The following is a 13,681-nucleotide window of genomic DNA, read 5'->3' on the forward strand; positions in this document are numbered from 1 at the left end:
TAGGATAATAATTTCGCCTCTTTTTGTTTAAATTAGGAGGACATTTAACTGCATGAATAAAAACAAACAATTTCATCTCTTAGGTGCTGTCATTGCTACCGGGCTCTTGTCTTTTTCAGGTGTATTAATCGAAACAGCGATGAACGTGACCTTCCCTCAATTAATTACTGAGTTTGGGCTAAGTACTTCCAAGATACAGTGGGTGACTACTATTTACCTATTAGCAATTGCGATTATTATTCCTTTGTCTTCGTACTTTAATCACCGCTTCTCGTCTCGTAAGCTCTTTATATCTGGGAATCTTCTTTTCTTCCTTGGTGTCCTGATTAATTGCTTTTCACCTAACTTTACCCTCTTGCTGGCCGGACGCCTTTTACAAGGTGTCGGAACCGGTATTGCTTTACCTTTAATGTTCCACCTTATCTTAACCAAGGCGCCGCTTGAAAAACGTGGTATGATGATGGGATTAGGAACAGTGACAACATCAATTGCACCGGCCATTGGGCCAACTTATGGTGGTATCATCTCAAACGCATTGGATTGGCGCTATATTTACATCTTTTTACTTCCATTAATCGTTGTATCCCTAATTATTGGTCTTTCTTCACTTCCAGAAGAGAAAAAACAAACGACAAAAAAACTGGCACTTCGACCAGTTTTGGCACTTTCTGTCATGTTTTTCGTCTTCATTTCTGCCTTGAGCGCCGAGCAAATTCTGACCTTTGTAATTCTCTTTATTGTTGGTATTTTAAGTGCCCTACTCTTTGTTTATTATAATCGTAAAGAAACACTGATCGAATTAGCTATATTACGTCATCATAAATTTGTTGCACTTCTCTTTACGCTTCTGGTTTATCAAGGTCTTCTTTTAGGTCTATCCTTTATTTTACCTAACTTTATCCAAGTTTCTGCGGGATATAGCTCTGCTGTGGCTGGACTCTTTATGTTTCCAGGAGCTCTTGTCGGAGCAATCCTCGCTCCAATTTCTGGGAAAATCTTGGATCAGGTTGGTGCGAAGAAGCCAATCACCTTTGGTTTATTAACTGCAAGCTTTGGTATCATTTTACTTTTTGTTTTCCTACCAACGCAATCACTTATTTTATTATTGATTGCGCATATCGTTATGATGCTTGGACTGGGTGTTTCCTACAGCAACTTAATGACCAGCAGTTTAAGCACACTTTCATCAGAAGAGCTCTCAGACGGAAATGCATTGGTTAATACATCACAACAATTTATCGGAGCCATTGCAACTGCTTTGGTAGCCAACATTCTCTCTGTCTTTCAACACGCTCAAGGATTTAAAGAAGGCACTCAATTTGGGACATCAGTCATTCTACTCATGTTCTTCGTATTAGTAATTCTGGGACTCTTTGCAAGTTATTCTGCATTGAAAAATAAGAAAAAATAAAAAAAGAGCATTCCTGTGCTCTTTTTTTTATTTATGTAAAACAATCTAAAGACCATCTAACTCATTATTAAAACTTAAGCCCAGACACTTTTTAATTTCGGTTTACATATTTTTATTTATGTAAAATAATTATTATACTGTAGCATCCGACAATTTAAAGGTCACTAAAGTTTCTGCAGGATAGGCTGCCAACTGACTGGCGAAGCTATCGTCATCATCTTTTTTGACTTTAGCTTTAAGATTGATGCTTACCTTATAGTGTTCTTCGGATAAGATATCATAAAGTGAGCGGAGATCTGAAATGTCTTGGCTACTTGCCTTAGGCAATACCGTATATTTTGCATATTCGGAATCAAACCATGAACTTTCTTTCTCAAAATCGACGGGCGAATTTTCATTAATCTGAAGTTTGACAGTGATGCTGTAATCATAGCCTTGTTGCTCAATCATTTTAGCAATTTTTACCATATCTTCATAAGTTCCTGAAGCTTTGAGTTTCAACGTTGCTTTGTAAGTTATACCAGCAAGTTCAAAACTCTCCGCAATTTTAAATGGATCTTGTTCACTACCTTCTTTGTCTACTTGTGGCGGGAAAAAGTTAACTGAAATAGAATAACCTTCAGTTAGAAGTTGCTCATACTGTTTAATGACTTCTTCTGCTTCCAAGTCATCCATGTATTCATTAAATGTACGTTCTGTTAATTTATTGCTCTCAAGAGCCTCTTCTTTAGGGTATATTATTTTTACTTGATAAGTCATAAATGTATTATATCAAAAAAAAGAGAGAGACTTGTTAATCCCTCTGAACTTTTCTGCTTTTAGCTTTTTAATCTTTTCGTGTCACTTTACCATGCCATGACAGCATTCCCCCGGTCACGTTTGTTACGTTGTAGTTCATTTTTGAAAGTATTTTAGAGGCTTTTTTTCGATCTCATCCCTGATTGACAAATCACAAAATACTTTTTGCCGGGTACTAGTGATGCACCAGAAACTTGCCCTAAAGGGATGTTTATAGCTCCTCTAATATGCCCTTTTTTATATTCATAAGGTTCTCGCACATCAATAACTTCTTCTTTTGTCTGATTATTTCTCAGATGTGTAGCAAGCTCTGTTGTTGTTATACTTTTAATTTTAGTAAATAATCCAAACATCAGTTCTCCTTACTGGCCAAACAACCGTCCCAAGCATTTGTACCGCCCAAGACATTAATAGCGTCGATATTATTTGCAGCAAGCCATTGTGTCACCTGTGCTGAGCGAGCACCCGATTGACAGATAATATAGCTTCCAACATTAACTTCGGCAATACGGTTTTCGATTTCACTCATGGGGAGATTACGTGCTGTTGGTACATGTCCAGCTTCATATTCATAAGCTTCTCGCACATCAATAATATCAGCTTTGTCCTTCATTACTTCTATTAAATCTTGCATTGTAATTGTTCGCATTTACTATTTCCTTTATTTTGTTTATAACACCATTATATACCCTATAGGGTATATAATCAAATTTAATGCTTCTATTAAAAAAGACATAGTTTTCTATATCTTTTATTTTATCTCTTATTTTGTTGAAAATTTACGGCTGCACCTATGAGATTGGCTGAGTTACGATAGTGGCAAACCTTAATCTCAGGCAAAAAAGGCGGTATTTCTAAAGTCTTAATTATTTTGTTCAGCTGTTTGTTAAGTTCTGCAACCAGCCACTCCGCTTGTGAAACTGCCCCACCAATGACAATGAGTTCAGGATCAAAAGCATACTGGAGATTATAAATACCTTTAGCAACATTAAATGTAAAGCGTTCCATCTCCTCTTGTGCAAGAATATCCTTTTCCTGTATTGCTCGTCTAAAGACTTCTTGTCCTGTCACATTTGTACTACACCGTTGATTGTAACGCTTTGCCATGTTTACTGCTGTTCCCAGTTCCGAAAAAGTATGTTTTTCATCCATCAACATAAAACCAAATTCACCACCAAAAAGATGTTTCCCGTGATGAATTTTCCCATTGAGAACAACAGCTCCACCTACTCCTGTGCCAAGTACTAGAAAAAGTACATTTTTTAGATGCCTTGCTGCTCCAAAAGCAACTTCGGCAAGAGCAGCACAATTGGCATCATTTTCAATAGTCAAAGTTAAGCCTAACTTTTCTTCTAATGCGTGTTGGATATTAAAGCCGTGAATATAAGGCAATGCGCTGAATCCTTCAATATAGCCTGTTGATTGATTCACCGCTCCAGGAGAGCTCATCGCAACACCAGTAATATTTGTCCTCTCTTGTCTCATTTCACTCACAATATCCTTCAGACAGCTGTAATAATCTTCGAGATTATCGGGGGTTTGCTTCGACTTGACTTCTCCTAATTTCCCTTCAGAGAAAAGACTATATTTAATGCTGCTTCCACCAACATCAATTGTTATCAGTGCCATTATTTATCCTCTTTCAGTTTTTGTAACAGTGCTTCTTCAATGTCAACACTTGAGCTTTCTGAAACTTTACGATACCAATGTGCTGATTTTTTTAGTTTCTTAATCTGTCTGTGAATATCTAGAGAAATTAATCCATAGCGGTTTTTATAGGAATTACGCCAACTCCAGCAATCTATTGGTGTCCATGTATGATAACCTAAACAAGCTGAACCTTCGACCATTGCTTGGTGTAAATAGTAAAGATGTTCCGTCATAAATTGAATACGATAATCATCTTGGATAACACCACTTGTATCCTCAAAACGTGCTTCATTTTCAACACCCATTCCATTTTCGGAGATGAACCAAGGAATGTTATTATAGTCATTTTGTATCGTTTTTGCTATTTTATAAATCGTCTGCGGGTGAATCTCCCAGCCTCTGTCTGCATTCATACGCACGCCTCTTTTGTTAAAGGATGCATAATATTTTTCAGGTAACCAATCCTGAGCCAAACTGTCACTTGAAAACTCTGGCTCTTGAACACGACTTGGGTGGTAATAATTGACGCCTAAAAAATCCACCGTATTGTGCTTTATCACCTCAAGCTCTTCAATAGTGCTTTCCCACAATACACCATCACGCTCTAAAATATTGACGAGTTCTTGTGGGAAATGTCCTTTTACTGAAGCATCTAAAAACAGTTGGTTTTGCCATAAATCAGCAAAGTGAGCCGCTCTGAGATTCTCTATTTCCTCGTCCTTAGCATAATTAGGCGTTAAGTTGAGAATGATTCCAATCTGAGCTTGGGCATTCTTATTAATTTTTCTAAATCTTTCAATCGCTAAACTGGAAGCTAACTGCAGATTATAGGCAACTTGAACTGCTTTTTTACCATCTTTAAGGTCGGGATAATGGAAACCTAAAAGATAGCCACATTCAACAACTACTATTGGCTCATTATGTGTAAACCACTCCGTTACTCGGTCGCCAAATAAGCGGAAACATTGCTCCGCAAACTGAGCAAAGAGTAGCGCCACTTTTTTACTTTCCCATCCGCCATATTTATGGAGGAGCTCTACAGGTAGATCAAAATGATGTAAGTTCATCATGGGCCGAATTCCGGCAGCTAAGAAAGTATCGATTACGCGGTTATAAAATGCCACTGCTTGAGGATTAGTCTTCCCAGTCTCAAAATCCTCAATAAGTCTGGACCACTGAATACTTGTTCTAATACTGTTGAGTCCAGCTTTCTGCATCAAACGGATATCTTCTTCGAAATCATTGTAAAAATTACTGGCAGTATCTGGACCAATTGAGCCCCAAAATCGTTCACTAAAATGATCAAAGTCATAATCAAAAACATTGTCGTGTTTTTTCTTGAAACGTCCTTCAGTTTGTGGACCACTTGTCGCTGCCCCCCACCAAAAATCTTTTGGAAATTCTATTTTCATTGTTCTGCTCCTTCTACTTTCCTTCTTCTTTCCTTCTTCTCAAATAGAAGGATTTATACTTTTTCAAAAATAGACCCTAGAAAAAGTAAAATTTCCTAGAATCTCATCTATTTTTTATTCAAAAACGAAAGTCTACTTCATGAGTTGTAATTCATACATTGGGTCATATTGAGGACTTACACCGTCATTGGCAAAGTTATCGCTTGATCCAAGCAAGACTTTATTAACTTCATAAATTGACTGAGCTTGATTAATCCTATTTAAAACAGTTTGATAATTCTCTGTTCCTTGTCCAACACGCTTCCAATGATGTAGTGCTATATTTTTTGTTTCTTGGAGAGTAAAGCCTTTGGCCTGCAAAATGGCTGTTTTCGTCCAAAGGAAGTTAGAAGGCACAATATGATTTAGATCAAAATTGTTATATGTTCTTCCATCACGGTCTAAGGCATAAAGAAACATGCCATACAGTTTATTTTCTGCTGTATATTTTGCTACTTTGTAAATATTACTTTCTGCGTAAGGTTCTTTAGCATCGTACCATCTATTACGGTCTTGCTCTTCCGGAAAGGCTAAACCAGGCATAAATTGTTCTTTTGGAATTACCCCGGTATAATCTTTTATTGCTCTGGCTGTGCGTGTGTCATCTGACCCATATTGTTGGTAACCAAGATATGTAAAACTGTCAGCAACGTCTTTCAAAGGATTGAGATTGGAACCATTGGTATCATAAACAAATACGGTTCCGTTCTTTGCGAGAGGCCCAATATATTTTGATAATGCTCGAATAACACCATTTGACAGAGCAATATCTGTAGTACTTGGATACGTTTCCATGTCAATATCTAAGCCATCAAGTCCGTATTGGCGTACATGCTCGTCTAACAATTGATTCGCATAAGCATCAAATTCTTCTGGGGTTGGAAAGTTGCCTGCATATGGAATTTTTAAAAGCTCTGAATAATCTATTGCCTTAGTCAACTTTACACCTCGAGCATGTAAGTTGGGGACATAAGACTTTTTAAGCTTTTCAAAAAAGGGGGCAGCGGCATCTTCTTGACCTTGAGGGACATAGCTAAAAACATTGACAATATCAATTCCATAAGGAATATCATCCATGCTTAACCAATTTTCGTCTGTAAGGCTGGTATTGACACCTTTCATTTCCTTATCACGCCATGCACGGTAGTAGACCATAGTTTTCGCTTGCTGGCTGTCTTCTTGTGCCTGCGCAGAGATTGGACCAAAAATAAGCATACCAAGTCCAACTGTAAGCAAACCCATATAGCGTTTCATTTTTTTCATCTTGCCTCCTCCTTAAGAAAACATTTTTAAAAATTTTATTTGTTTTGACTAAACTTTAAGTACCGAAAAACCAATTGACAATAGGTCATGTTTGACCAAGAGAACCATTCGCGAGTGTAATTATTTGGATTGTCCACATCAATCCCCTCATGGCACTGGCCAGTTCCTCCATCTGTGGCAACGATTGTCTCTATCTGTTTTTTCATTTTGTCTATATCGTTTGTTGTCAATCCTTCCATAGCTAAAGCTATTGGCCATACATAACGTGGCGGCGTATGTGGGCTACCGATGCCATGCAAATATTGTCCCACATAATAATAAGGATTTTCTTCACTTAAGCATTTTTCTCTCGTTTTTGTATAAAGCGGATCTTCTGTTTCACAATAGCCGAGGAAAGGCAAGGAAAGTAGACTTGGCACATTTGCATCATCCATAAAGAGTTGTTTACCTAAACCATCAACCTCATAGGCATAATAAGGATTTTTTTCAGACGAAACTAGACCATAAGTTAGAATTCCTTCTGTTATTTCTTCTTGAAGTTTCTTTATTTTTCTTTTTAATCTTGGAGAGTGATGCTCCGGAAGCAGCTCTAGAAGTTGACCCAAAACCACTAAGATAAAGCAATTCCCTGGAATAAAATAACCGTACTTACACGCATCATCACTCGGTCTAAAGGCGCTCCAGACCATACCTGTATAACCAATTGGTTCTCCACGTCCTTCATGAGATAGTGTATCGGATGGCGGGCAATGTGTTCTTTTAAAAATATAGTCTGAGCTTTCATGATGTTGCTCCGTAATAAAAGTGTCGAGAACAAGTTCAACTGTTGCCCAATAATCTTCCTTAAGGTGTTCGCTATAGCCTGTATGCTTGTAGAGTTGATAAGCCAGGAATAACGGTGCACACAAGGAGTCAATCTCAAATTTTCTTTCCCAGACTAAAGGCGATATTTGAACATTAGAGACATCTTGACTATAGTGATTGTCTGTTGGTTCTTTATTAAAAGCATTGGCATAAGGGTCATGATTAATATAGCGTAATTGTTGCCTCAACACACCGTGAACCAAAGATGTTATCTCCGGAATAGAATCCGCCATTTCCAAATATGGGAGTATTTGAAAGGTAGAATCTCTTAACCACATTGCCGGAATATCACCTGTGGCCACAAATATTTCCCCATTTTCACGTACTGAAACGGTGTTTGAAATAGTATCCACTATGGCATCTTGAAAAAGTGATGTAGCTCGGTCATCCCATAGACGAATTGTCTCTGCATGTTTTTTAATCTTGGAGATTAACTCTTCTTGTTTTATCAACTCCTTTGTCCTCCTACTATTTTTTGAAAAAGATACCATAAGTTCTAATTTCACCTGGTCTAAATTCTTCCATTATGAGCTCTTCGGCAGAATCTTCAAGATTGCCAATAATTTTACCTTCCAAGTTTAACAGCTTAATTGTTGCTGGCTCTTGAAGTTTGATGATTCCCGGCATATCTTGGGCAGTATCACAGGGATTATAGAGCCGTAGTTGTATTCCTCTTTGATCGATACTAGTTTCCATGCTGCTGAAGGCTACTTCACTGTTTGCTAAAGCTATTACCTGTTGCTCTTTTAATTCTAGCTTCTTCTTGTTTATAGGGAAATATTCTATTGGTGTGCTAAAACGATTGATTGTCTGTGTTTGGTAATATATATTTTCCTGTGTAGTGAGTAGGTATTGATTTTGGAGAACTGCAGCATCAAAATCAGTGTCTATCACGATATTTCCTTCAAAGAAAACATCTCCTAAAAGTTGGCTATCAGGTGTTTCAACCTCTCTGGTTTGCAAACCAGAAGCATCTCCTGGTCGTCTTTGTGTATCTGGTCTTCCTAGGTAGCCAACACCTCTAAATATCGTAATAGCAAGCTCTTGCTGCTCCTTATCAAGAACTTGGAAATCTTTTGTTCCTTTACTTAAGAAACTCCAACTTGTCTTCGTATCATGAAGATTGGCGAAGTGAATCATCGGACGCATGCTTGTGGGTTCTTCTTTATATCCTCTTGCTCGCCAATCTTGCAAGTGCTTTTCTTCAATCGGTCGATTGATAATCCCAAAAGGTGTATCGCTGGTCGAAAACTCAGACTGAACATCTGTTTTAAGTACTAGGCGTAAACGATGATCAAGCACTTGATTATTCACATTTAGTCTAAGCTGAATCCGATTATCCTGCTTATTAAGCTCTAAAGTTAATGTATATGTGACCTGTCCATCAAGTTGTCGTTCTTTCCGTGATGCCAGGTTATAAGGAAGTTTCCATTCGCCTTCTACAATTATTCGGCTTAGTAATTTTCCTTGTTCCACATGAGAAGTTTGACTGTTATTAAAATTCAGATTTAAGATCCAATCCGCAAAGGCTGGTGAATAATCGTAGGTATCTCCTTCATCTCCTCCATCTTCAAAAGATAGAAAATCTAAATATTTTTTACCGTTCTTCTTAAGGCAAAGATTGAACTTTCCCTCAGTAAACTCAATCTGATAAAAATCATTTTCAATCCTTGTTGCCTTTAGCAGTGTTTGAGGCTTTTCTTCCTCGGCACTAACATGATAATGTACATAGCCCATGGCTGGTAAAGTGCATTCTACTGCTATTGTACTAACATAGTAAGATTCATCAAGCATTTCCTCAGGATTTCTGCGAAGTAATGCTGCATTTTCTGTTACTTGCTCAATAATCTCAAAAGCTACCTTCTCTCCTCTGTCGTCAGTGAGTGAAAAATGTTTATTTTGTGTAGAAAGTTTGACTTTCTTTATCACTTTAAGCTCAAAAGGAAGAGGATTCCACATGAAAAGACTGTCTTCTTGATTCCTATTTAGTGAAATAGTTAATTTTCTGAGCAAGTAGTCCATACAAGACTGAGCTTCCTGTAGGCCATTTATCCCACGCATATAGATATCGCGGTTGGTTTTATCACTATTACAACCACCAGCACTGTCGTGTGCTTGACCTCGGCTTACTATCTTCCACAGGCTATCTATTAGACCTTGTTTAACAGGAATGCCATAACGTGCAGCTAAAACAGACATTGGTTCTAACTGATAAGTTAAGAGACGCTCCAGTTGATCATAGACTTGTTTTAAGTCATAACGTGATGAATAAATACCACGGTGAATTTTGGAATCTATTGGCTCAATAAACTCGCCTTTGATATCTAGAAATTCTTGGGCATCTTTTTCGAGTGCCTTGAAAAATTGCGGGTAGTTGCTTTCAATAAACACTGTTGATTCTTCAATTTCTTGATTTGCCTTATCGATCCTTGTTTTTAAATTAAAATCAACTGCACGCTGATCCCCTCCCACCGGTAAAAGATGTGCGTTGCTACTTGTATGTGTTGATATTCTTTCAACAAGGTCTGAAAAATCATTCTTTTCTACTAAATCAACTCCCGCATAGTAACCATTTTTAATATTGGCTGTCAGTACTTTTGAACCATCATTACTTGACCAATAAAAGTAGCGTGTGTTCGCTTCATTCGGCATCCCGCGCCAAAAAAGGGCATGTTGGATATCAAAGCCATGATAGATTTTCGGCATGTCTTGACTTTGACCAAAAGAATCTGGCAAGTAGCCAATTCTCATAGCGCTGCCTAGTTCTTCTGCTTCACGAATACCAATACGTAGATTTCTCACTATTGATTCCCCAGAAGTTGTCATTTCATCAATTTGTGTGAACCAAGGTCCGACGAAGAGTCTGCCCGCCTGGACAAATTTTTTCAGCTGTTTTTCTCTTTCAGGAAAGAGACTGAGATAATCTTCGACAATTGACATTTGACCATCTAAAGTATAAAAATCCAACTGATTACTTTCCAAAGCTTCTAAAACTTCATCCATGTGAAAAATAAATTGCACACGAGCTTCTTGTCTTGTAAAATACCATTCAAAATCCCAGTGAGTATGTGCAACAGTATATACTTTTTTCATGGGTACTTTCCTCTATTTCTTATTTAAATTCTATTTTGCACTGAGCATTGCTGCTTGTTCAGCACGTTCTTGTTTTTGGTTAAGAATTACAAACGGTGCATATAAAACAATGTCTAAGACAACCAAAACAAGGGTCAATATAACCGGACTAATATGGAAGGCTCCTAAAACCCAGGTACTGATAAAGATAGGTTCATTTCCAGAATTCAGGACGACTAGAGGAACAACCCAGCCAATCGATGTTACAATATAAGCGATAACAGCGTTAATCATTGGGACAAGCACCCAGGGGATAAACATTAACGGATTAAGAACGATAGGAAGGCCGAAGATAACCGGTTCATTTATCCCAAAACATCCAGGTATTAAAGCAAGTTTTGCCACTTCACGTTCTTTTTCGCCTTTCTTCGTAAAGATAAGCATTGCGATAATTAAACCAAAGGTCGCACCTGAACCACCAATCATGGCATATACGTTGGTCATTGTATTTGGCGCAATAGAAATGCCAGCAAAACTTTGTGTTTCAGCAAATTTTGCTACATTTTCTAAGAAAATAGGGAGCCAGAAAGCTGATACGACACCCCAAACGATATTGAAACCATGAAGGCCGAGGAACCATAAGATTTGTTGGAGTAGAATAACGATGAGAATGGCAGGTAATCCTGTACCTACTGTTAGCAAAGGCTTAATAAGTACTTCAGAAATCATTTGCAGTAATGACACATAACCCAAGGATTGTAGGGCAATCCGAATTGCGCCAAAGATTAACAATACACCACTAATCGGAATTAATGAGAAGAAAGAATCAAATACATTTTGTGGCACATTGCCGGGCATTTTGATTGTAAATTTACTTCGTGTAAATCGTGCAAATAAAGCTACGGCAATTAAACCAACGATGAGGGCAGTAAACATCCCTTCATAGCTGAAAAATGAGGTTGAAAAACCTTCAACAATATCCGCTTTCGGATCCAAATAATTAACGTTATTGGGTACCATCACGAAATATGCTGCAAAGGCTAGCAAAGTTGCAATGATTGGATTAAGTTGGCTGTTTTTTTCATTTCTTTTGAGTTCGAAAGCATAAGAATATGCTGAAGAAAAGACCACAATAAGCGCAACAATACCTAAGGTCGCATTTCCGATATAACCAAACAGATTACTGATATTCGTCAATAAAGCATTATGAATATCTTGGTTTTTAATAAGGGCATCAAGCTGCATTTTGATCAGATTAGAGAAGGAACCTACAACCGTGAACGGTATTGTCCTTACAAAGGCATTTTTAATGGCCTGTAAAATCGTATTCCGCTCCACCCAAGCAGATACTTTTAGTAATGGTTCTTGAAACTTCTGCACATCAATTTTCATAATACGCACTTCCTTTTTCTTTTTTTAGAAGCCACTTCCATCAAAAGAAACCGCTTCCGTTTTTTATTATATCCAATTTTTTAAAATTTGTAAAGATGAATACAAAATTAATGTAGACAAATCATATAAAATATTATATAATATATATACAAATTATAAAAATCGAGGTATACAAATTGTACAAATACCGTGAAATTTACGCTGACATCAAACGAGACATCCTGACCAACCATTATCGAGCGGGAACGCTTCTCCCTACACAAGAATTCTTTGCCGAAAAGTATAATGTGTCACGGATTACTTTAAAAAAATCTCTCACTTTATTAGAAAACGAAGGCTTAATCTTTAGTAAACAAGGCTCCGGAACTTATATTCGTCCCAGAGTGGAAGAAACCACAGAGCTTCTACCTTTAGATTTACCAATTGGTGTAACTTATTCGCATCGTGATCAAGAGATTAAAAGTAAAATACTCTTTTTTGATGCGCGTTTACCTTCAACAGAAGAGCAAAAGCATCTTCTATTGAATAAAACAGATCCGGTTTACGAATTTAAGCGTCTTCGTATTTTGAATGGCAAAGCTTATAGTTTTGAACATGTTGTCATGCCAAGTTATATCGCTCCCATCACCGAAGAAATCTTAGAAGGCTCTGTCTATGACTATCTGGGACAGGAAGCAAAACTACAGTTAGTAGATGCTAAACGTGTCATTTACGCCGATCAAGCCGATGAGGAAGTGAGCAAAAATTTGGAGATTGAACGTCATTCGCCCGTCCTCGTTATTGAGCAAACTGCTTACGACCAAAAAGGACATGCTTTTGAATTTTCTAAATCCTACTTTATCAGTAACCAAACCAAATTTGCACTTGATATTCATCTCAAAAAGAACTAAAGCGATTAAAAAGCCACAAATTTAAAAATGTTTGTGGCTTTTTAATTTGCATTTGCAAATATCCTCCTCATTAGGTTACCCTTATATTATTGAAAAATAAATAAGGACGTGCTATAATGTTCTTGTTATAATATAAGGAGAAACTCGGTGTTAAAACTAACAAAAAATGAGCAGGATTATCTTAAGGCTATTTATACCTTGGAACGTGCGGGAGATGATTCAGCTGTCAGTATACAACTTATTGCAAAAAAATTATCTGTTGCTGCGCCTAGTGCAACTGAAATGATTAAAAGATTAGCAAAAAAACAACTTGTAGACTATGCACCATATCGTGGTGTAAATTTATCAGAGCAAGGCAATGTTCAGGCTCGCTTTATTATTAAAAGTCATCGTGTTTGGGAAAGTTTCTTAGTGGACAAACTTGGCTATTCTACAGAGGAAGTTCATGATGAAGCTGAAAATTTAGAACACGCCTCTTCGCCAAAGCTTGTGGAATACCTCTACGCTTTATTAGATTATCCTGCTGTTGATCCACATGGTTCAACCATTCCTTCAGAAGTGTTTTGGAAAAAAAATAAAGTAGAAATTCCGCTCAAGCAAGCTGAGGAAAACAAAAGTTACTATATCACGACTTTAAACGAGGAAGCACAAGCCTTCTTTGAAAAGTTAAACATTAACATCCCGCACTTTATTCAGATTATTGAGCGGCTTCAGGATGGATCAATTATTCTGAAAGAGGACAATGGCCAAGTTTCGGTTATTCCTCAATTTTTACAAGAAAAAATCTTACTAATGCAAAGAACTGGAACCGTTGCTTCTGCTTTAGAAAACGAAAACACCTAGACATTTTCTCTTATATTAACAGTAATATTAAAAAACAATGTTGAGTA

11 protein-coding genes and 1 pseudogene are annotated in these 13,681 nt (G+C 37.3%); 3 read left to right on the forward strand and 9 right to left on the reverse strand.

Annotated features, from left to right (window positions below; all coding sequences use genetic code 11):
* Positions 1–52 precede the first annotated feature (52 nt).
* The gene (locus LACDD01_RS02600; RefSeq protein WP_061413114.1) at positions 53–1,411 is read left to right on the forward strand and encodes an MFS transporter; all 1,359 of its coding nucleotides are present in this window, start codon (positions 53–55) and stop codon (positions 1,409–1,411) included.
* 132 nt (positions 1,412–1,543) lie between these two features.
* On the opposite strand, the gene LACDD01_RS02605 is transcribed toward LACDD01_RS02600, so the two are convergent.
* From LACDD01_RS02605 to LACDD01_RS02645, 9 genes and pseudogenes are all read right to left on the reverse strand, one after another.
* On the reverse strand, positions 1,544–2,170 hold the full coding sequence (locus LACDD01_RS02605; RefSeq protein WP_019292300.1) for a hypothetical protein: 627 nt from the start codon (positions 2,168–2,170) through the stop codon (positions 1,544–1,546).
* A gap of 67 nt (positions 2,171–2,237) precedes the next feature.
* Positions 2,238–2,562: pseudogene (locus LACDD01_RS02610) on the reverse strand (rhodanese-like domain-containing protein).
* Entirely contained in the window at positions 2,562–2,858 is a 297-nt protein-coding gene (locus LACDD01_RS02615; protein WP_061413115.1) for a rhodanese-like domain-containing protein, read from the reverse strand. Before LACDD01_RS02615 ends, LACDD01_RS02610 begins: the two are co-directional and overlap by 1 nt.
* A 107-nt stretch (positions 2,859–2,965) precedes the next feature.
* Positions 2,966–3,838, reverse strand: a complete 873-nt coding sequence (locus LACDD01_RS02620) for an ROK family protein (RefSeq protein WP_061413116.1) — start codon at positions 3,836–3,838, stop codon at positions 2,966–2,968.
* A complete protein-coding gene (locus tag LACDD01_RS02625) occupies positions 3,838–5,271 on the reverse strand; it encodes a glycoside hydrolase family 1 protein (protein WP_061413117.1) in 1,434 nt (477 codons plus the stop codon). Before LACDD01_RS02625 ends, LACDD01_RS02620 begins: the two co-directional genes overlap by 1 nt.
* A gap of 132 nt (positions 5,272–5,403) precedes the next feature.
* Positions 5,404–6,573, reverse strand: a complete 1,170-nt coding sequence (locus LACDD01_RS02630; protein ID WP_061413118.1) for an EndoS/ChiA family endoglycosidase — start codon at positions 6,571–6,573, stop codon at positions 5,404–5,406.
* A 35-nt stretch (positions 6,574–6,608) separates the two neighbouring features.
* Complete coding sequence (locus LACDD01_RS02635) at positions 6,609–7,928, reverse strand: glycoside hydrolase family 125 protein (protein WP_061413119.1); 1,320 nt, start codon at positions 7,926–7,928, stop codon at positions 6,609–6,611.
* The gene (locus tag LACDD01_RS02640; RefSeq protein WP_061413120.1) at positions 7,906–10,530 is read right to left on the reverse strand and encodes a glycoside hydrolase family 38 N-terminal domain-containing protein; all 2,625 of its coding nucleotides are present in this window, start codon (positions 10,528–10,530) and stop codon (positions 7,906–7,908) included. Before LACDD01_RS02640 ends, LACDD01_RS02635 begins: the two co-directional genes overlap by 23 nt.
* 30 nt (positions 10,531–10,560) lie before the next feature.
* Entirely contained in the window at positions 10,561–11,901 is a 1,341-nt protein-coding gene (locus LACDD01_RS02645; RefSeq protein WP_061413121.1) for a PTS sugar transporter subunit IIC, read from the reverse strand.
* Positions 11,902–12,077: 176 nt separating this feature from the next.
* Here LACDD01_RS02645 and LACDD01_RS02650 point away from each other — a divergent pair, with 176 nt between their 5' ends.
* Both LACDD01_RS02650 and LACDD01_RS02655 read left to right on the forward strand, forming a co-directional pair.
* The gene (locus LACDD01_RS02650; protein WP_061413122.1) at positions 12,078–12,791 is read left to right on the forward strand and encodes a GntR family transcriptional regulator; all 714 of its coding nucleotides are present in this window, start codon (positions 12,078–12,080) and stop codon (positions 12,789–12,791) included.
* 147 nt (positions 12,792–12,938) lie between these two features.
* Positions 12,939–13,634, forward strand: coding sequence for a metal-dependent transcriptional regulator (locus LACDD01_RS02655; RefSeq protein WP_019292310.1), 696 nt, complete (start codon positions 12,939–12,941; stop codon positions 13,632–13,634).
* Positions 13,635–13,681: the final 47 nt, after the last annotated feature.

The sequence above is a fragment of the Lactococcus sp. DD01 genome, from assembly GCF_001578715.1.
GTDB lineage: Bacteria > Bacillota > Bacilli > Lactobacillales > Streptococcaceae > Lactococcus > Lactococcus petauri.